This is a genomic window from Paraburkholderia monticola, from assembly GCF_001580545.1.
GTDB lineage: Bacteria > Pseudomonadota > Gammaproteobacteria > Burkholderiales > Burkholderiaceae > Paraburkholderia > Paraburkholderia monticola.
In genome coordinates this window covers 1-18528 of sequence record NZ_LRBG01000002.1, presented here as the reverse complement: position 1 = coordinate 18528, position 18528 = coordinate 1, and the positions used below count along the sequence as shown (strand labels likewise).

The following is an 18528-nucleotide window of genomic DNA, read 5'->3' as shown; positions in this document are numbered from 1 at the left end:
TGGCGCGAAGCGTCAGGCATGCTTCGCGCGATGGGTGTGGCGTTGAGCGAGGCAGCGCGGTTTCGGTACGCGCGGGTGCCTCGCTCGCTGGGTGAGCGTCAGAACAACGCTTCTTCGACGTCCATCATCGGCTTCGAACCGGCGCGTGCCTGGCGGATCGTCATCGCCGTTTCGGGCAGCAGCTTCGCGAAGTAGAAACGGGCGGTCGCGAGCTTCGCCTTGTAGAACGGATCGCCCGATGCCTCTTTGTCCAGCGCGATTCGCGCCATGCGCGCCCAGAAGTACGAGAACACCAGATGGCCGACCGTGCGCAGATACGGCACCGCCGCGGCGCCGACTTCGTCCGGGTTCTGCATGGCCTTCATGCCGATTTCCATCGTCAGCTTCTGCACCTTTTCGCCGATGTCGGCGAGCGGGTTCACGAACTCCTGCATTTCCGGCTTGATGCCTTCGGCCTCGACGAACCCGGCGACCAGCTTGCCGAACTTCTTCATCTTCGCGCCCATGTCGCCGAGCACCTTGCGGCCGAGCAGGTCGAGCGACTGGATGCCATTGGTGCCTTCATAGATCATGTTGATGCGCGCGTCGCGCACGTACTGCTCCATGCCCCATTCGGCGATGAAGCCGTGGCCGCCGTAGATCTGCATCGCGTGATTGGTGCCTTCGAACGCGTTGTCCGACAGGAACGCCTTCAGGATCGGTGTGAGCAGCGCGACGAGGTCGGCGGCTTCCTTGCGCTCGGCTTCGTCCGCGTGCGACAGCTCCTTGTCGATCTGCAGCGCCGACCAGTACGAGAACGCGCGGGCGGCTTCGGCGTAGGCCTTCTGCGTGAGCAGCATGCGACGCACGTCCGGATGCACGATGATCGGGTCCGCTGCCTTCTCCGGCGCTTTCGGGCCGGTCAGCGAGCGCATCTGCAGACGCTCTTTCGCATACGTGAGCGAGTTCTGATACGCGACTTCGGTGAGGCCGAGGCTCTGCATGCCGACGCCGAGACGCGCGGCGTTCATCATCACGAACATCGCGTTGAGGCCCTTGTTCGGCTCGCCGACCATCCAGCCCCTGGCGTTGTCGAGGTTGATCACGCAGGTCGCGTTGCCGTGGATGCCCATCTTGTGCTCGATCGAGCCGCACTTGACGCCGTTGCGCTCGCCGGGCTCGCCCGCTTCGTTCGGCACGAACTTCGGCACGATGAACAGCGAGATGCCCTTGGTGCCCTTCGGCGCATCCGGCAGACGCGCGAGCACGAGGTGAACGATGTTCTCCGCCAGATCGTGCTCGCCGCTCGAAATGAAAATCTTCGTGCCGCTGATCGAGTACGAGCCGTCGCCGTTCGGCTCGGCCTTCGTGCGCAGGATGCCGAGGTCGGTGCCGCAATGCGGCTCGGTCAGACACATCGTGCCGGTCCAGACGCCCGCGACGAGCTTCGGCAGATAGCGCTGCTGCAGCTCCGGCGTGCCGTGCGCGTGCAGGCATTCGTACGCGCCGTGCGACAGCCCCGGATACATCGTCCACGCCTGATTCGCCGAGTTCAGCATTTCATAGAGCGCGTTGTTGACGAACGCGGGCAGCCCCTGGCCGCCATATTCCGGGTCACAGCCCAGCGCCGGCCAGCCGGCTTCGACATATTGTTGGTAGGCTTCCTTGAAGCCCTTCGGCGTGGTCACGACGCCGTCGCCGGCATACGTGCAGCCTTCCTGATCGCCGCTGTGGTTGAGCGGGAACAGCACTTCGGAGCAGAACTTGCCGGCTTCTTCGAGGACCGCGTTGATCGTCTCGGCGTCGAGATCGGCGTGCTTCGGCATCTGCCGAAGCTCAGTCTCGACGTTGAGCAGTTCGTGCAACACGAATTGCATGTCGCGCAGCGGCGCGGCGTACTGTCCCATGACTCTCTCTCCCTAGTTTGACAAAAAGCCAGGCCGTTGGCCGGGTCCGTGGACGGACCTTCTGCGCTGCGCGTTTGCCGGCAAGTTCCGGCGACGCCGCTAACGGCTTTCGCTTTGATACGAATTGATCAGTTTTTCCAGTGCGGCCCACGTGAGACGCACCGCATCCGGCAGATGCAGGAAGCGCGCGTCGTGATGCAGGCCGAGCGTGACGCTATACAGTTCGAACAGCATCAGCTGCGGATCGGTGTCGGCGCGCAAATGCCCTTCTTCCATCGCCTGCGAAATCGCGCGCGTGAGCGCCGCACGCCACATCGTCACGCTCGACACCAGTTGCTCGCGCACCTGGCTGTCCGCGCGATCGTCGTATTCGACCGCGCCGCTGATGTAAATGCATCCGGTCGTCACTTCCTGAATGCGTTTCTCGATCCAGCGGGAGATCATCGCGCGCAAACGCGGCAGACCGCGTGGCTCGCGCAGGCTCGGGAAAAACACCTCGTCTTCGAAACGGCGGTGATATTCGCGCACGACCTCGACCTGTAGATCCTCGCGCGACCCGAAATGCGCAAACACACCGCTTTTGCTCATCTGCATGCGCTCGGCCAGGAGGCCAATAGTCAGACCTTCCAGCCCGTCCCGGCTGGCGAGATCGAGTGCTGCGTCGAGAATTGCGGCTCGGGTTTGTTCGCCTTTTCGCATAGCTGTTTTTACCGTTCTAATGTGACCGAATTGAAAATCGAACGGCCGTACTATTATTGAGTGCTGCCGTCCGCGAAACAAGGACTTTATTAGAAAGCGGTTTCTAACCGGTTCCTAATTTTGCGGCTTTCGACCATCAGATCAATCATATTTTTAGAGGCGTTTGCCTTGAATCGATGGTTGCCGATCAGCGCGCGTGTGTTCTCTTTCTTTGCCCGCGTCCGCTGGCGCCGGGCGATGGCCGACATCATGCAGCAAGCACGGGCCCGCGTGTCAGTGCTGTCAGTCGTAGCCGCCCACGGTCAGCAGCTTCATTGCCAGGCGGTAGCTCGTGTACGCAATCCAACTCAGCGCGCGCAGGCGCGCCGGCCGCGATTCGTAGTGCGCTTCATCGATCGGGCGCGCGTCCGCGAACGCGTCGAGAATCGCGTCGCGCAGTCTGGCGATCACCGCATCGTTGACGAGCACCACGTTTGCTTCGTTGTTCAGCATCAGGCTGAGCGCATCGAGATTCGACGAACCGACCGTGCCCCAGTTCGAATCGACTACCGCGACCTTGCCGTGCAGCAAGGTCTTCTCGTATTCGGCGATCTGCACGCCCGCGCGCAGCAGCGCGTTGTAGAGGAACGGCACCGCGTAATCGAGCGCCTTGAACTCCTTGCGGCCGATGATCAGCTTCACGACCACGCCGCGCCGCGCCGCGAACACGAGCGCGCGACGCAGCTTGCGCCCCGGCATGAAGTACGGATTGGCGAGCAGGATTTCGTGGCGCGCCTGGCCGATCGCGGCCAGATAGGCCTTCTCGATCGCGCGGCGGTTGATCAGGTTATCGCGCGCGACGAACGCGACGCACGGCTCGCCGCCCGCCCATAGCTGCTCGTTGCGGCGCCGGCGACGCCGTCGCAGACTGCCGAGCGAGCTCGCATCCTGCGGCGCGAGGTCGGGCTTCATCGAGTCGAGCGGCCGATGGCCGACGCGAATCCGTCGCCACTGCACGTCGATCGCGTCGCGCACGTCGGCGACCACAGGCCCGCGCAGCTCGACCGCGAAGTCCCAGCGGCGGTACGGCAGCCTCTCGCCGTTGTTCTCGTAATCGTCGACGATATTGATGCCGCCGCAATACGCGATCTGATCGTCAATCACCGCGAGCTTGCGGTGCGTGCGCGAGAAGCCGAAGCGGCCGAACAGGTGCGGATTGTAGATGCGATGTTCGATGCCGCCAGCCGGCCATTGCTCGAACATCTTCAGGCGCGCGGTGCCGATGCCGTCGGTGATCACGCGCACCCTGACGCCGCGCGCGGCCGCGCGCAGCAAGGCGTCGCTGACCTCCTGGCCGGCTTCGTCATCGCAGAAGATGTAGGTTTCGAGCGCGACGCTGTGCTCGGCCGCGTCGATACGACCGATCAGCGCGTCGAAGAAAGCGTCGCCGGAGCGCAGCAGCTCGACCTGGTTGTTACCGGTGAAGCGGTAGCGCTGCCAGTAGCGGCGGCCGAGCAACGTTTGCCGCAGACGCGCGAAACGGCCCGAGCCGCCTGCGCTCACTGGCCACACTCCCCGGCCTGCGGGCCGGTTCGCGGATCGGTGTGCGGAACCACGGGCCGCGCGGCGAGCCGGCGCGGCAACTGCAGGATCGCGTCGGCATTCGACGACGAAAAGCAGCGCGATGCCGCCTCTTCATGCGGCAGCCACATAAAGGCGGTGTGTTCGCGCGGCGCGAGCGTCACCTCGATGCGCTCGGGCACCTCCAGGCTGAACCAATGCTCGGTGTTCTGGAGCACGCCCGCTTCGTAGCGGTATCGAAATTCCGGATAAATCTCGTAGTCGATTGAGTACTGCCAGTCGAACAACGCGCTATGCGGCACCAGCGGACCGCCGATCGCGATGCCGGTTTCCTCGCCGACCTCGCGCACCGCCGTGTCGGCGAGCGGCTCGTCGAGCCGGTCTTTCGAGCCCGTCACCGACTGCCAGAACGCCGCATGATCGGCGCGCTCGAGCAGCAGCACGTCGAGCGCGGGCGTATGGATGATGACGAGGACGGACTGCGGAATTTTCGGCGGTTTCGGCATGGCTCAAAACTGGGCGCGACGATACGCGCGGTACATGTCGGATGACGGTCGAAAGGGTCTGGAAAGCGGTGACTTCACTGTAACGCAAAAAGTCAAAAAGGCGCTGAGGTGGAGATCACCTCAGCGCCTTTTCGTTTCGCTTGTGTGGCTTTTTTGCGGCTGCCGGCTCGGTGGCCGGCATCGCAAGACCGCTTGCCGGCCGCGCGTGGCGGCCGCGGTTTTAGACCTTCGGTTCCGGCTGACGCAGACGGATGTGCAGCTCGCGCAGCTGACGCTCGTCGACTTCGCTCGGCGCCTGCGTGAGCAGATCCTGCGCGCGCTGCGTCTTCGGGAACGCGATCACGTCGCGGATCGAGTCGGCACCGGCCATCATCGTGACGATGCGGTCCAGACCGAAGGCGATACCGCCGTGCGGCGGCGCACCGTATTGCAGCGCGTCGAGCAGGAAGCCGAACTTGGCCTGCGCTTCTTCCGCGTTGATCTTCAGTGCACGGAACACCTTGCTCTGCACTTCCTCACGATAGATACGCACCGAGCCGCCGCCGATTTCCCAGCCGTTCAGCACCATGTCGTAGGCCTTCGCGAGGCAGCGCGCCGGATCGGTTTCGAGGTACTCGAGGTGTTCGTCCTTCGGGCTCGTGAACGGGTGATGCGCGGCGACGTAACGGTTGTCTTCCTCGTCGTATTCGAACATCGGGAAGTCGATGACCCACAGCGGCTTCCAGCCGGACTCGACCAGACCGTTGGCCTTGCCGAATTCCGAATGGCCGATCTTCAGACGCAGCGCGCCCAGGCTGTCGTTCACGACCTTCGCGCGATCCGCCGCGAAGAAGATGATGTCGCCGTCTTGCGCGCCGGTGCGCTCGATGATCGCCTTCAGCGCTTCGTCGTGCAGGTTCTTGACGATCGGGCTTTGCAGACCGTCACGGCCCTTCGCGACTTCGTTGACCTTGATCCACGCGAGACCCTTCGCGCCATAGATACGCACGAATTCCGTGTAGCTGTCGATGTCGCCACGCGAGAGCTCGCCGCCCTTCGGCACGCGCAGCGCCGCGACGCGGCCGTCCTTCGTGTTGGCGGGCGTGCTGAACACCTTGAAGTCGACGTCGCGCATCGCGTCGGTCAACTCGGTGAATTCGAGCTTCACGCGCAGGTCCGGCTTGTCCGAACCGAAGCGGCGCATCGCTTCCGCGTACTCCATGACCGGGAATTTCTCGGCGAGCTGAACGCCGATCGTGGTCTTGAACACGTGACGGATCATCGCCTCGAACAGATCGCGAATCTCCTGTTCCGACAGGAACGAGGTTTCGCAGTCGATCTGCGTGAATTCCGGCTGACGGTCGGCGCGCAGGTCTTCGTCGCGGAAGCACTTGGTGATCTGGTAGTAACGGTCGAAGTTCGCGACCATCAGCAGCTGCTTGAACAGCTGCGGCGACTGCGGCAGCGCGAAGAATTGACCCGGGTTCGTGCGCGACGGTACGAGGTAGTCGCGCGCGCCTTCCGGCGTGCTCTTCGTGAGCATCGGCGTTTCGATGTCGATGAAGCCCTGCTCGTCGAGGTACTTGCGCACTTCGATCGCGACGCGGTAGCGCAGACGCAGGTTGTGCTGCATCTGCGGACGGCGCAGGTCGAGCACGCGGTGGGTGAGACGCGTGGTTTCCGACAGGTTGTCGTCGTCGAGCTGGAACGGCGGCGTGACCGACGCGTTCAGCACGATCAGTTCGTGGCACAGCACTTCGATCTTGCCGCTCTTCAGCGAGGCATTGGTCGTGCCTTCCGGACGGCCGCGCACGATGCCCTTGACCTGCACGCAGAACTCGTTGCGCACGCCTTCGGCGACCTTGAACATGTCCGCGCGATCCGGATCGCAGACGACCTGAACGAGCCCTTCACGATCGCGCAGGTCGATGAAGATGACGCCGCCATGGTCGCGGCGGCGGCTTACCCAGCCGCACAGCGAGACGGATTGGCCCAGCAGTTCTTCGGTCACCAGACCGCAGTATTCAGATCTCATCGACATGATGTTTGTCTTTCGTTTTGCATTGGTTGAACGGCGCGCCGCAGACGATCCTGCATGAAGCGTTGCGCGCCGGCATTACAGCGGAGGCTCGACGGTGGCGCGACGCACCGGCGCCGGCGGCGGCGCGGACGGCGCCACGACGCCCATCGAGACAATGTACTTGAGCGCAGCGTCGACCGTCATGTCGAGCTCGATCACTTCGCTTTTCGGCACCATCAGGAAGAAGCCGGACGTCGGGTTCGGCGTGGTCGGCACGTAGACGCTGACGTAGTCTTCTTTCAGATGGTTGACCACGTCGCCGCCCGGAATGCCGGTCAGAAACGCGATCGTATAGGAACCGCGGCGGGGGTATTCGATCAGCAACGCCTTGCGGAATGCATTGCCGCTGCTCGACAGCAGGGTGTCGGACACCTGCTTGACGCTGGTGTAGAGCGGACCGACCACCGGGATGTGCGCGACCAGCAGTTCCCACCACTTCACGAGCTTCTGCCCAATGAAGTTCTGCGTCAACAGCCCGACGACGAAGATGAACGCGAGCGTGAGCACCGCCCCGAGGCCGGGCAGACGATAGCCGATCGCGCGTTCCGGCTGCCACGAGGTGGGCAGCAGCAGCAGCGTCTGGTCCATCGTGCCGATGATGAGGCCGAGCACCCACAGTGTGATGGCCAGAGGCACCAGCACCAGCAGGCCAGTCAGAAACACTGATTTGAGCGTGGTTTTCTTCGTCGTCATGTGTACCGCCAGAAAGCTGCGCGGGCCGAAGCCCATGCGCGGTAGATATACCGCCCTTGCAGGGCGGCAGTCCCACTAAGCGCTGCCGGAACCGCTCGGGTTCGCGGCGGCGGGCGCAGCGGCAGAGGCCGCGGGCGCGGCAGCGGTTGCGGCCGGGGCATCAGCCGCAGCCGGCTCGGACTTCGCATCCGAGGTGGCCGGCGCGCTGTTGCCGCCGCTGCCGCCGCGGAAATCGGTCACGTACCAGCCGGAGCCTTTCAGCTGGAAGCCGGCGGCGGTGAGTTGCTTGCTAAATGTGTCTTTTCCGCACTCGGGACACTGCGTCAACTGGGGGTCGCTCATCTTCTGGAGCACGTCCTTCCCGAAGCCGCATGACCCGCAACGATAAGCGTAGATCGGCATGATCCTTTCCTACTCCAAATCCCTACTGAAATCTTGTAAACGCTTGCAAAGCCTTGAATTATAGCCGCAAACGATGTCCGTTCCCCGGATTTCGGGAAGCGCACGCGTGACGCGCCCGCCATCGCGTCAAATGGGGGCGAGCCACGGACCTCTCAAGAGCGACGCGCGCCGTTACCCGCGACGCCGCCAGGTGAGCCAGCGCTCACGTCCGGCGAACACGGCGATCGAGTCGTCCACGGCTTCGTCTTCGATCAGTTCGAAGTGCGGCGTGAGCAGCGCGTCGAGTTCGTCGCGCTCGACGCCGAACGGCGGTCCCTTCGGCGTCGCGCCAATAAAAAAGAAGCCCGCGAGCAACGCGGCCGGCAGGAGTTCGGCCATGCGCTGCGCGTAGTCGGCGCGGCGCGCCGGCGGCAGCGCGCAGAAGAACGCGCGCTCATAGATCCACGTCGGTGCGAACGGCGGTGCGTAGGTGAAAAAATCCGCCTGTTCGACGAGTGACGCGTGCTGCGCGCCGAGCTGCTCGCGCGCCGCCGAGACGGCCGCCGGCGAGAAGTCGATCGCGCGCACGCGGTTGCCCTGGTGCGCGAGCCAGACCGCTTCGTACGCGCTGCCGCAGCCAGGAATCAGCACGGCGGCATCGCGGTGGCGTTCGGCGAACGCGCGAAACGAAGACGGCACGCCGGCCTGATCCCACGGTAGGAAGTGACGCTCGAAGCGTTCGTTCCAGAACTCGGGCGAGTTGGGATCGCGAGTCACGAAATCAGGTACGGGGGGTTGGGTCGGATCGCTCATCGGATTCTATCCACCATAGGCCAGTGCCAGAAACGCCCGCGCGAGCATCGCACCGACGCCGACCGCAACCCCGAACAACAGCAGGCCTTGCAGCAGACGGTTGGTGCGCTTCTGCTCGAGCAGAATCTGGCGGATCACGTCGTCGTTCGCGCCGCCGACCGGATGGTGACGCTCGGCCAGCATGTTGTGGACGAGGCGCGGCAGTTGCGGCAACGTCTTGCTCCACTGTGGCGCCTCGATCTTCAGACGCTCGTACCAGCCACGCAAGCCGATCTGCTCGTTCATCCAGCGCTCGAGGTAAGGCTTCGCGGTCTTCCACAGATCCAGTTCGGGATCGAGCGAGCGGCCGAGGCCTTCCACGTTCAGCATCGTCTTTTGCAGCAGCACGAGCTGCGGCTGGATCTCGACGTTGAAGCGGCGCGACGTCGAGAACAGCCGCATCAGCACCTGGCCGAGCGAAATGTCCTTCAGCGCGCGATCGAAGTACGGTTCACAAACCGCGCGAATCGCGCTTTCGAGCTCCTCGACGCGCGTGGTCGGCGGCACCCAGCCCGACTCCAGATGCAGCGTGGCGACGCGATGGTAGTCGCGCTTGAAGAACGCGAGGAAGTTCTGCGCGAGGTAGTTTTTGTCGAAGTCCGACAACGCGCCGATGATGCCGAAGTCGAGTGCGATATAGCGGCCGAAGTGCGCGGGATCGAGGCTCACCTGGATGTTGCCGGGGTGCATGTCGGCGTGGAAAAAGCCGTCGCGGAACACCTGCGTGAAGAAAATCTCGACGCCCTCGCGCGCGAGTTTCGGAATGTCGACGCCCGCCGCGCACAACGTATCGACCTGGCTGATCGGCACGCCGACCATGCGCTCCATCACGAGCACCGTGGGCGTGCAGAACTCCCAGTACATCTCCGGCACGAGCAGCAGGTCGAGCCCCTGGAAATTACGCCGCAGCTGGCTGCCGTTGGCGGCCTCGCGCATCAGGTCGAGTTCGTCGTGCAGGTACTTGTCGAATTCGGCGACCACTTCGCGCGGCTTCAGGCGCTTGCCGTCGGCCCACAGGCGCTCGGCCCACACGGCGATGTCGCGCAACAGCGCGAGGTCCGAATCGATCACCGGCAGCATGTTCGGGCGCAGCACCTTCACGGCGACCGACTTGCCCGCATGCTGGCCGGCCTTCACCTTCGCGAAGTGCACCTGCGCGATCGATGCGCTTGCGACCGGCACCCGCTCGAAGTCGTCGAACAGCACGTCGACCGGCGCGCCGAGCGACTTCTCGACGAGCGCGATCGCGACCGCCGAATCAAATGGCGGCACCTGATCCTGCAGCTTCGCGAGTTCGTTGGCGATGTCGACAGGCAGCAGATCGCGACGCGTCGACAGCACCTGGCCGAACTTGACGAAGATCGGCCCCAGGCTTTCGAGCGCGAGACGCAGACGCACGCCCGGCGGTGCATCGAACTTGCGGCCGAGCGTCGTGATACGCAGCAGCAGACGCACGCGGCGGTCGTTGATGCGGCTCAACATCATTTCGTCGAGGCCGAAGCGGATGACCGTGAAAAATATCTTGAGAAAACGCAGAAAACGCATGACTTGGCCCGGTGACTAGCGCGTGCCGCGCGACGTGGCGGCGCCGCCAGGCGCTTGCGCGCCGCGGGCTTCGACCTTCTGTTCGAGACGCTCGATGCGCTTTTCGACGCGCGCCAAAGAATCGCGCGCACGCGCCAGCTCGACGTTGAAGTCCGCGAGCGCGGTGCGGCGCACCAGCTGCGGATTCTCGTCGAGCAGATACTCGGCGGCGCTGTCGAGCAGGTTGCGACCGGTGCGTTGCATATGCTCGCCGACCGAGCGCGCCAGCGAGGTGATGCGCCATGCCGGCCCATCGCCGATCAGCTTCGCGAGATCTTCCTCCGGTTCCCAGCGCAGATGCTCGGCGAGCTTCGCGATCACGGTCGCGAACTCGGCGTCGCCCTCGATCTTTACGTGCTTCATCACCGCGGCCTGGCCGCCTTGCACGAAGGCCGGCAATGCGTCGGACGGCACCGAGATCGTCACGTCGAACTGATGCGCGTCGGCTTCGCCGAGCGTGCCCAGGTAGCCGTCGGGCTGCACGAGCAGCGCCAGCACGACCGGCGGGCATGACAGACGAGCGGTCTTGCCCGCGTACGGGGCGAGGCGCTCGCGGGCCCACGATTCGCGGGCGAGCAGATGATTGACAGCAGCAGCGAAGGGCTTGGCGGCGAGGGTCATCGAAAGTGGCAAGAAAAAACCCGCGCGAGCGAGGTGCTTGCGCGGGTTCCCATTGTAACGTCCGTTCGCTTCGTGGCCTGCTATGCCGAACGGCCTAAGCCATGCGCGCAGCGAGGAATCGCTGTGCCGTGGCCGGCAGTTTTAGCGGCGAACCCGACTCGATGCTTCGGCATGTCAGTGCTGCTTGACCTGCTGGATGCCGGCGAGCAGCCAGCCCTCGCCCGGACGATTCGCCTTCGTCAGATTCCATACTTCGACGAACGGCTCGGCCGCCGCGCCCGGCTCCTCGCGAATCAGGCCGGAAAAGCGCACGCTCGCGAAGTACTCGCTCGCGCGCTCCTCGACACCGAGCAACTCGGCATTCAACTGCACGACGTCGGTCTGGTTCGGCTGCGTGCCTCGCGACGCGAGATCGACACGCACTTCGGCGAACATTTCCGGCGTCGTAAATTCGCGGATGTCCTCGACGTTGCCGACGTCCCACGCGGCCTGCAGACGCACGAAATACACCTTCGCGTTGCGCAGGAACGCTTCCGAATCGAAACCGGCCGGCACCGAAGGCGTCGCGCCGATGGACGGCGTGCTCAACGGATTGCCTTGCGGCTCGAGGTACGCGCCCGTGGGCGGCGCCGAGTAACGCGGCTCCTGCATATAGCCGGTGCCGTTCGTGTTCAGCGACGGCGCCGTGCCTGCGTAAGCCGGTTGCGTCGTGTCGCGCTTGCGGCCCGTGAAGCGGCGGATCAGCCAGATCACCACCATCGCGATCAACGCGATCACGATCACGTTGGAGAGCATGCCGGCGAATGCCTCGCCCAGCCCGAAATGCGACAGCAACGCGGCGATGCCAAGACCGGCCGCGAGACCGGCGATCGGCCCGAGCCAGCGATTACGGTTCGGCGCGGCGGGCGGCGTGGGCGTGGTGGCGGGGGCAGGTTGCGCGCGTTGCTGCGTCGCCTGGCTGTTCTGCGCGGGCTGCGACGGCGGAGTCTGGCTCTGCTGCACGCTATTCGATTGACGACCGAAACTGCGGCCGCCGCCCATGCGGCGTGCTTCGGCATCGAGAGAGGCAAGGGTGCCGGCCATCAGCAGACCGACCATCGCGATCAGTCCGATTCTTCTCGCCAGCGCCCCTTTAACCTTACGAGTAGATAACAACTTCGAATCGAACATTTCGCACTTTCCTTTAAAAATCGATGGGTTAGGAACCCTAGTACTTGGTCCCCACATGTAAAGCTACCACGCCAGCTGACAAATTGTAATATTTGACGCCGTCGAGACCAGCTTGTTCCATCATTGTTTTCAAAGTTTCCTGGTCCGGATGCATGCGGATCGATTCCGCCAGGTACTGGTAGCTGTCCGCGTCCCTGGCGAAGCGCTGGCCGAGCCACGGCAGCACCTTGAACGAATACAGATCGTAGACCTTCTTCAGCGGATCCCATACCTTCGAGAACTCGAGCACGAGTAGCCGCCCGGCCGGCTTCAGCACACGGCGCATCTCGGCGAGCGCGACATCCTTGTGTGTCATGTTGCGCAGACCGAAGGCGACTGTCACGACGTCGAAGTAGTTGTCCGGAAACGGAATCTTCTCGGCATCGCAGAGCAGCGTCGGGGTGATGATGCCCTTGTCGAGCAGCCGGTCGCGGCCCACGCGCAGCATCGATTCATTGATGTCGGTATGCCAGACCTCGCCGGTCTCGCCCGCCTGTTTCGCGAACACCTTCGACAGGTCGCCCGTGCCGCCCGCGATGTCGAGCACCTTGTAGCCCGGCCGCACGTTCGCCTGGGCGATCGTGAACACCTTCCACGCCCGGTGCAATCCGCCCGACATCAGGTCGTTCATCAGGTCGTAGTTTGCGGCCACCGAGTGGAACACCCCGGCCACTTTCTGCGCCTTGTCCTGTTCGTCGACCGATTGAAAGCCGAAGTGGGTTTTGCTCATCGCGCTCGTCCTTTCGCGTGTTCTTTCTTGAATGTTGCGCCGCTCGAGCGGCGTTCGGGGGCGAATCGTATCAGTGACAGTGCCCGTGCGCAGCGCCGGCGGGCACCATCGGCGTATCGCGATCGATGCCGGCCGCTGCCAGTTTGGCGAGATAGTCGCGCCAGAGTTCATCCTGACGCACCGCCATGTCGTACAGCAGGTCCCACGAGTAGATGCCGGTGGCGTGTCCATCGGAGAAGGTCGGCTGCAGCGCGTAATTGCCGACGCCTTCGATCATGGTGATCGTCACCTCGCGCTTGCCGGTCTGCAGCGTTTCCTGGCCGGGCCCGTGACCCATCACTTCCGCCGACGGCGAATACACGCGCAGCAGCTCGAACGGCAGGCGGTACGCTTCACCATTCGCGTACTGCAGTTCGAGCACGCGCGACTTCGAATGCACGACCACGCCGGTCGGCACCGGCGTCTCGGGAGTCAATCCGCTCATGTTGACCTCATCAGATAACGGCGGGTGATAGCGGGGGCGACGCCCTTCACGCCGGCGGGAGCCCGGCGGCGCGCGGCGACGGATTCAGCGACGCTCAGCCCAGCGCCTGTTCGATTTCCTGCCGCACCGCTTCACGCAGCAGCGTGGCTTGCGCGCGACGCGACGACAGCATCGCTTCGGACACCGTGCGCTGGCGCGGCGCCCAGATCGGCAGGGGGAAATGCGCGTCGTTCGAGAAACGCGGAATCACGTGCCAGTGCACGTGCGGCACCTGGTTGCCGAGGCTCGCGAGATTGACCTTCGCGGGCTGCATCACGCGCCGCTGCGCGCGCTCGACCGCGTACACGGCCTTCATCACGTGATCGCGCTGGTCGGCCGAAAGGTCCGAAAACTCCGCGACATGCGCGTTCCAGATCACCCGGCAAAAGCCCGGGTAATCGTGTTCGTCGGCGAGGACGACCCGCAGCGAGTCGTCCTGCCACAGCACATCGCCGCCGTCTTCACGGCAAAAAACGCAGTCCATCGTCGTCCTCGGCAAAAATCGTTGGTCGTGCCATTAAACCAGCACGCGCTCGATTCCGCCATTGTTCGCCCGTTGAACGTAGTCCGCCATCCAGTTTTCGCCCAGCACATGGCGTGCCATCTCGACCACGATGTAGTCCGCCTCGGTACCGGCGTCTTCGTTGTAGCGCGACAGCCCTTGCAGGCAGGACGGGCAGCTCGTGAGGATCTTCACGTCGGTCGTGCCGGCCGGTTGCGGGCCGTCGCCGGCCTTCAGCACGGAACCGTTCGGCGCACCCGCGGCGCCGGCCGATGCATTGGCCGGGTTGATCGCGTTCGCGCCCGCTTCGGCGACAAGAGGAATACCCCGCAGCTTCGCCGCGCCCTTGCGGATCTCCTCTTCCTTGCGGAAGCGGACCTGCGTGGAAATGTCGGGGCGCGTGACCGCGAGCGTGCCCGATTCGCCGCAGCAGCGATCGTTCTTCTCGATCTTGTAGCCGTCCTTTTCCGAACCCATCAGCTGATTGACGAGCTTGACCGGGTCCATCGTCTTGATCGGCGAATGGCACGGGTCGTGGTACATGTAGCGCACACCGTTCACGCCGTCGAGCTTGATGCCCTTCTCGAGCAGATACTCGTGAATGTCGACGATCCGGCAGCCCGGGAAAATCTTCTCGAATTCGTAACCGGCGAGCTGGTCGTAGCACGTGCCGCACGACACCACCACCGTCTTGATGTCGAGGTAGTTCAGCGTATTGGCGACGCGGTGGAACAGCACGCGATTGTCGGTGACGATCTGCTCGGCCTTGTCGTACTGGCCCGAGCCGCGCTGCGGATAGCCGCAACACAGGTAGCCCGGCGGCAGCACCGTCTGCACGCCCGCTTCCCACAGCATCGCCTGGGTCGCGAGACCGACCTGCGAGAACAGGCGCTCGGAGCCGCAGCCCGGGAAGTAGAACACCGCTTCCGTGTCGGCGGTGGTCGTCTTCGGATTGCGGATGATCGGGACGATCTTGTTGTCCTCGATATCGAGCAACGCGCGCGCGGTCTTCTTCGGCAGGTTGCCCGGCATCTTCTTGTTCATGAAGTGAATCACCTGCTCGGTGATCGCCGGCTTGCCGACCGTGGCGGGCGGATGCGCGGTCTGCTTCTTCGCGAACTTCTTCAGCACCTCGTTGCCCAGACGCTGCGCCTTGTAGCCGACGCCCATCATCGCGGTGCGCGCGAGGTTGATGGTTTGCGGGTTGGTGGCGTTCAGGAAGAACATGCCCGCCGCGTTGCCCGCGTTGAACTTCTTCTTGCCCATCTTGCGCAGCAGGTTGCGCATGTTCATCGTCACGTCGCCGAAGTCGATCTTCACCGGGCACGGCGTCACGCACTTGTGGCAGACGGTGCAGTGATCGGCGACGTCGTTGAACTCGTCCCAGTGCTTGATCGACACGCCGCGGCGGGTCTGCTCTTCGTACAGGAACGCCTCGACCAGCAAGGACGTGGCGAGAATCTTGTTGCGCGGGCTGTACAGCAGGTTCGCGCGCGGCACGTGCGTCGCACAGACCGGCTTGCACTTGCCGCAACGCAGGCAGTCCTTGATCGATTCGGAAATCGCGCCGATATCGGACTGCTGCATGATCAGCGATTCGTAGCCCATCAGGCCGAAGCTCGGCGTGTACGCGTTGCGCAGGTCCGCGCCTTCGAGCAGCTTGCCCGCGTTGAAGCGGCCATGCGGATCGACGCGCTGCTTGTACTGGCGGAATTCCGCGATCTCGTCGTCGGTCAGGAATTCGAGCTTCGTGATGCCGATGCCGTGCTCGCCGGAAATCACGCCATCGAGCGAACGCGCAAGCTTCATGATGCGCGCGACCGCGCTGTGCGCGTCCTGCAGCATCTCGTAGTTATCGGAGTTGACCGGCAGGTTCGTGTGGACGTTGCCGTCGCCCGCGTGCATGTGCAGCGCGACGAACACGCGGCCGCGCAGCACCTGTTTATGGATCGCCTGGGCTTCGTCGAGGATCGGCTTGAACTCGCCGCCGTTGAAAATCTGCCGCAATTCGGCGCGGATTTCCTGCTTCCACGACACGCGGATCGTGCGGTCCTGCGCGAGGTGGAATACGGTTGCGTCGGGCTGCGCATCGACCCGGTCGGCGAACCGCTCGGCGAGCGATTCGTAGCCGAGGCCGACCAGATAGTGCTGCGCCTCGCGCAGTGACAGGTCGAGCTTGTCGCGCACGAATTCCCAGCGCGTGCGCACGCGCGCGAGCAGGTCGAGCGCCTGCTGCACGCGGTCTTCGAGCAGCTCGGCGCTCGGGATTTCGTTCGCGTCGTCGCTCTTGCCGAGCGGCAGCTTGCCGCCCTTGAAGAACGCTTCGAGCGCATCGACCAGTTGCAGCTTGTTCTTCAGCGACAGCTCGATGTTGATGCGCTCGATGCCGTCCGTGTACTCGCCCATGCGGTCGAGCGGAATCACGACGTCTTCGTTGATCTTGAACGCGTTGGTGTGCTTCGCGATCGCGGCGGTGCGGCTGCGGTCGAGCCAGAAGCGCTTGCGGGCCTCGGCGCTGACCGCGACGAAACCTTCGCCGCTCTTGCCGTTGGCCATGCGCACGACTTCCGAGGTCGCCTGCGCGACCGCGTCCGCATCGTCACCGACGATGTCGCCGATCAGCACCATCTTCGGAAACGCATTGCGCTTGCTCTTGGTCGCATAACCGACCGCGCGCAGATAGCGCTCGTCCAGATGCTCGAGGCCGGCGAGAATCGCGCCGCCCTGACGCGACGTCTCGAACAGATAGTCCTTGATTTCGACGATGCTCGGGATCGCCTCGCGCGCCTGGCCAAAGAACTCGAGACAGACGGTGCGCGTATGCGCGGGCATCTTGTGCAGCACCCAGCGCGCGGACGTGATGAGCCCGTCGCAGCCTTCCTTCTGCACGCCCGGCAGACCGGCGAGGAATTTATCGGTGACGTCCTTGCCGAGGCCTTCCTTGCGGAACACGCGGCCCTTGATGTCCAGCGCTTCGGAGCGCAACAGCTTTTCGCCCGGCGCGTAGTTGCCGTCGAACCACTTCAGCTCGAAGCGCGCGACTTCGATGTCGTGGATCTTGCCCATGTTGTGCTCGAGGCGCGTGACTTCGAGCCAGTTCCCTTCCGGGTCGACCATGCGCCACCAGGCGAGGTTATCGAGCGCCGTACCCCACAGCACCGCTTTCTTGCCGCCCGCGTTCATCGCGACGTTGCCGCCGACGCAGGACGCGTCGAGCGAGGTCGGATCGACCGCGAATACGAAGCCGGCCTGCTCGGCCGCCTCGGTCACGCGACGCGTGACGACGCCCGCGCCCGAGAAAATCGTCGCGACCTTGCGATCGACGCCCGGCAGGTCGGTCATCTCGACCGGACCGAGTTGTTCGAGCTTTTCGGTATTGATGACGGCCGAGAACGGCGTGAGCGGCACCGCGCCGCCCGTGTAGCCGGTGCCGCCCCCACGCGGAATCACGGTCAGGCCGAGTTCGAAGCAGGCCTTGATCATGCCGGCGATCTCGGCTTCGCTGTCCGGTGTCAGCACGACGAACGGGTATTCGACGCGCCAGTCGGTCGCGTCGGTCACGTGCGAAACACGCGACAGGCCGTCGAACTTGATGTTGTCCTTCTGCGTGACCTTGCCGAGCACGCGCGTGGTGCGGCGGCGCAGGTCGTAGGTCTGCTGGAATTCGCTGGCGAATTGGTCGACCGCTCGGCGCGCGGCCAGTACCAGCTTTTCGACACGCGCGGCGCGATCGACGCCGGCTTCGTCGCCGTGTTCGCGCAGATCGGCGCGGCGGCGCTTCTCGATTTCAGCGAGACGGTGATTGAGTGCCTCGATCAATAGCGCGCGGCGCTTCGGATTGTCGAGCAGATCGTCCTGCAGATACGGATTGCGGCGCACGACCCAGATATCGCCGAGCACTTCGTACAGCATGCGCGCCGAGCGGCCCGTGCGGCGTTCGGCGCGCAGTTCGGCGAGCGCGTCCCAGGCGTCGTTGCCGAGCAGGCGGATGACGATTTCGCGATCGGAGAACGACGTGTAGTTGTAGGGAATTTCGCGCAGACGCGCTTCGGGATCGGCGGCCACCGCAGCGGCGGCGCCGTGCGGATCGAAAACTTGAGGTGCGTTCATGTTTGGACGACTCGGTAGGTCAGCCTGGCGCGCTCGTCACGAGGCGTCGGCGGACAATGCGCGTGGGGCGCAATGCTTGAAATCTTCTAGGGCTTCCAGGGGAGCGAGCACGACCGGCGGCCAACTCACGGCGGTCGTTTCGCGGCACTCAGAGACAGCTACACGATCGCGCGTGGCGGACATGCCGCTCCGCCGCGGGGCAGGATTCGCGCGGGACGGGCATTAAATGGGCGATCCGAGGCTGCCAGTGCATCTTCCGATCCTTATTCCAAAATGGAATTCTACCGCATCATTCCGCCACGCGTTGATGGCGGGAATCGGGGCTGCGGGGGCGGTTCGGGGGTTTTGACGGTGAATCCGGCGCGTTTCGCACGCGGTCCTCCGCATGCAGCCGATTAACCAACCGGTCGGGTGGCCTATCTTCCATCGCGCGATGCCAAATTGGCTGGCGCAAGGGCGTGGCGCCCTTCTCGCGGAGCGGGTCGAACGGCCAGAGCGAGCACCGTTGGCGCTATCATTGACCCTTTCCCGTCTTACACAGCGCACCGCGCCACCCGCATGGCTTCCCACGACTACCTGAAAAAGACCCTGACCGCCCGCGTCTACGACGTCG

At 64.2% G+C, this 18528-nt stretch carries 15 protein-coding genes; all 15 read right to left on the bottom strand.

Annotation, left to right across the window (positions count from 1 at the left end; all coding sequences use genetic code 11):
* Positions 1 to 98 precede the first annotated feature (98 nt).
* The 15 genes from CI15_RS02220 to CI15_RS02150 all read right to left on the bottom strand — a co-directional run bounded on the left by CI15_RS02220 (position 99) and on the right by CI15_RS02150 (position 17915).
* Complete coding sequence (locus CI15_RS02220) at positions 99 to 1886, bottom strand: acyl-CoA dehydrogenase C-terminal domain-containing protein (protein ID WP_062123941.1); 1788 nt, start codon at positions 1884 to 1886, stop codon at positions 99 to 101.
* A 99-nt stretch (positions 1887 to 1985) separates the two neighbouring features.
* On the bottom strand, positions 1986 to 2585 hold the full coding sequence (locus tag CI15_RS02215) for a TetR/AcrR family transcriptional regulator (RefSeq protein WP_062123940.1): 600 nt from the start codon (positions 2583 to 2585) through the stop codon (positions 1986 to 1988).
* A gap of 282 nt (positions 2586 to 2867) precedes the next feature.
* Entirely contained in the window at positions 2868 to 4127 is a 1260-nt protein-coding gene (gene clsB / locus CI15_RS02210; protein WP_062123938.1) for a cardiolipin synthase ClsB, read from the bottom strand.
* Positions 4124 to 4651, bottom strand: a complete 528-nt coding sequence (nudB, locus tag CI15_RS02205; RefSeq protein WP_062123936.1) for a dihydroneopterin triphosphate diphosphatase — start codon at positions 4649 to 4651, stop codon at positions 4124 to 4126. The genes clsB and nudB overlap by 4 nt, the downstream gene beginning before the upstream one ends.
* A gap of 220 nt (positions 4652 to 4871) precedes the next feature.
* Positions 4872 to 6671, bottom strand: a complete 1800-nt coding sequence (gene aspS / locus CI15_RS02200; RefSeq protein WP_062123934.1) for an aspartate--tRNA ligase — start codon at positions 6669 to 6671, stop codon at positions 4872 to 4874.
* Between the two features lie 75 nt (positions 6672 to 6746).
* Positions 6747 to 7403 (bottom strand): DUF502 domain-containing protein, encoded by a 657-nt coding sequence (locus tag CI15_RS02195; RefSeq protein WP_062124300.1) that lies wholly within the window; start codon positions 7401 to 7403, stop codon positions 6747 to 6749.
* 75 nt (positions 7404 to 7478) lie between these two features.
* Complete coding sequence (locus CI15_RS02190) at positions 7479 to 7805, bottom strand: FmdB family zinc ribbon protein (protein ID WP_062123932.1); 327 nt, start codon at positions 7803 to 7805, stop codon at positions 7479 to 7481.
* Positions 7806 to 7976: 171 nt separating this feature from the next.
* Positions 7977 to 8597, bottom strand: coding sequence for a methyltransferase domain-containing protein (locus tag CI15_RS02185; protein ID WP_062123929.1), 621 nt, complete (start codon positions 8595 to 8597; stop codon positions 7977 to 7979).
* Between the two features lie 6 nt (positions 8598 to 8603).
* Positions 8604 to 10181, bottom strand: coding sequence for a ubiquinone biosynthesis regulatory protein kinase UbiB (gene ubiB / locus CI15_RS02180; protein ID WP_062123927.1), 1578 nt, complete (start codon positions 10179 to 10181; stop codon positions 8604 to 8606).
* 15 nt (positions 10182 to 10196) lie between these two features.
* Positions 10197 to 10841 (bottom strand): ubiquinone biosynthesis accessory factor UbiJ, encoded by a 645-nt coding sequence (locus CI15_RS02175; RefSeq protein ID WP_062123924.1) that lies wholly within the window; start codon positions 10839 to 10841, stop codon positions 10197 to 10199.
* A gap of 174 nt (positions 10842 to 11015) precedes the next feature.
* Positions 11016 to 12011, bottom strand: coding sequence for a Tim44 domain-containing protein (locus CI15_RS02170; protein ID WP_062123922.1), 996 nt, complete (start codon positions 12009 to 12011; stop codon positions 11016 to 11018).
* Positions 12012 to 12048: 37 nt separating this feature from the next.
* Entirely contained in the window at positions 12049 to 12780 is a 732-nt protein-coding gene (gene ubiE / locus CI15_RS02165; protein WP_062123921.1) for a bifunctional demethylmenaquinone methyltransferase/2-methoxy-6-polyprenyl-1,4-benzoquinol methylase UbiE, read from the bottom strand.
* Positions 12781 to 12850: 70 nt separating this feature from the next.
* Positions 12851 to 13264, bottom strand: coding sequence for a gamma-butyrobetaine hydroxylase family protein (locus tag CI15_RS02160; protein WP_062123919.1), 414 nt, complete (start codon positions 13262 to 13264; stop codon positions 12851 to 12853).
* Positions 13265 to 13358: 94 nt separating this feature from the next.
* The gene (locus CI15_RS02155; protein ID WP_062123917.1) at positions 13359 to 13787 is read right to left on the bottom strand and encodes an HIT family protein; all 429 of its coding nucleotides are present in this window, start codon (positions 13785 to 13787) and stop codon (positions 13359 to 13361) included.
* A 33-nt stretch (positions 13788 to 13820) separates the two neighbouring features.
* Positions 13821 to 17915: a DUF3683 domain-containing protein gene (locus tag CI15_RS02150; protein WP_062123915.1), complete on the bottom strand. Its 4095-nt coding sequence runs from the start codon at positions 17913 to 17915 to the stop codon at positions 13821 to 13823.
* Positions 17916 to 18528: the final 613 nt, after the last annotated feature.